This window comes from Desulfovibrio sp. 1188_IL3213, assembly GCF_036763145.1.
Lineage (GTDB): Bacteria > Desulfobacterota > Desulfovibrionia > Desulfovibrionales > Desulfovibrionaceae > Desulfovibrio.
In genome coordinates this window covers 1-1,562 of the sequence record NZ_JBAIYR010000490.1, presented here as the reverse complement: position 1 = coordinate 1,562, position 1,562 = coordinate 1, and the positions used below count along the sequence as shown (strand labels likewise).

Here is a 1,562-nt window from a genome sequence, read left to right as displayed (position 1 = left end):
TTGATTTGTTGACTCGCAGTTGCCAGACCGCGAGATTTTTTAACAAATCAAAAGGAGTTTTACTCACTTGGGCAAAGCTATAAGCTTTTTAGAACCCCCCGCCTAGCGGGGGGTTTTCTAGTTACAATAAGCCAGCCCCGCCGGGCAGGGCAGGAATGGAGCCGCCGAAGGTAGGCCCACTTCCTCTGTCCTGCCCTCGCATTTCAATATTGAAAGGCATACGAACGTATACAGAGGCATACGAAAGCATATTTTTGGAAATTATTTGCCAAAATATGCGAACATATATGAGCTTATGCCAGAATATGCCTTTGTATGCTTCTGTACCTTTGAATATGTCTTTGTGGTCGAACATCTATCAAAATATCCTAAAATATATTGAACGCCAAAGCTCAAATATATTGAAAGCATTTGCAGGTAATTGCTCGATGTTACACGAGCTTGATACTCCATGAAAGGCATTGAACAGGTGAAACGACGTTCATATTCCTGCATGTTATTTTATCATCGTGTATTGAATCCAAAAGGCAGGACAAGGGAGGTGGGCCCACCTTTTGGGTGTTTCCCCTCCCGGCCTGCCCTGCGGGGCTGCTTATTCGCCCTGGCGGGCTCAACGCAAAAGGAAGATGGCTCACGAAACTTTTGCCGCGGAGACACGCTACAGCGCCTTCCCCAAGGCACATGCAAAAAATGTTCTTGAGTCTGAATGGAAGTCTTCATAAAAGACGGAAATTTGTATTTTTTTGTGTATGGTTATGGCGAGACGGCATATGTTTGAAGGAATAAATATTTCAGCAGATTATGAACAAAAATAAAAAAATATTGGGCGTCCCTCTTGACTGGCGCAGGCACGTAGTTATTTTTTTATTATAGACTGGAAACCTTACGCCCACAAGAAAAGGGCGTAGGCAGCAGACCAGTCATCGGGCAAACGCCCCGGAGTTGACCGGCCCCCTCCATAAAAGCGGAAGGGGCTTTTTTCGTGCTCCGGGGTTTTTGATTCATTAATCGTGTAACAGGAGGATATTCTGTATGGCTAAGGATTTGAAACCGTATGTTCTTTTGAAAACCCAAGACCAAGTCAGTGGAAATGGCGACCAAGCTCATCTGTTCGATTTTGACGGATATGACGCGAACGGGAAAACGGCACAGGGTGTTTCTAAAAACTCCATTTGCAACATGGTCACCAAAGAAAAGTCAGGGTGGACTTTGTCTGGAGAAACTGACTCGGAAGAGTTGCGAGTGAAGATCGCAAAGGCTCAAACCCGTCAGGACATTTGCGGGCAATGCGTGGGTCGTCTTTATAAGTGGGACTAATCCAGGCGGGATAAAGCGCGGCGGTTGAGCGCCTAATTTTCCCCGGAGAGTGCGGCTCTCCGGGGATTTTCATTTGACGTACCACCATACCCGAATTGTCCGAGGACATAACGTGTTCGGTAGTGTCCAGAATTTTTCGCACATTTTGTAGCTGCCATGTGGTGTCAGGTCTGGCGCTGTCTTGAAGCTGGCGCGTGCTTTGCGAGCGGGACGCTAAGTGGCGATCCCGCGCTGCAATGCCCGTG

Annotated in this window: 1 protein-coding gene; it reads left to right on the top strand. The window is 47.2% G+C overall.

The window, feature by feature from the left end; all coding sequences use genetic code 11:
- The first annotated feature begins 1,032 nt into the window (after window positions 1-1,032).
- Window positions 1,033-1,317: a hypothetical protein gene (locus V6C16_RS12920; protein WP_333535209.1), complete on the top strand. Its 285-nt coding sequence runs from the start codon at window positions 1,033-1,035 to the stop codon at window positions 1,315-1,317.
- Window positions 1,318-1,562 lie beyond the last annotated feature (245 nt).

Excerpts from the sequence above, each read along its gene's own strand:
- V6C16_RS12920 (WP_333535209.1), top strand. The coding sequence starts at position 1,033 with ATGGCTAAGGATTTGAAACCGTATGTTCTTTTGAAAACCCAAGACCAA.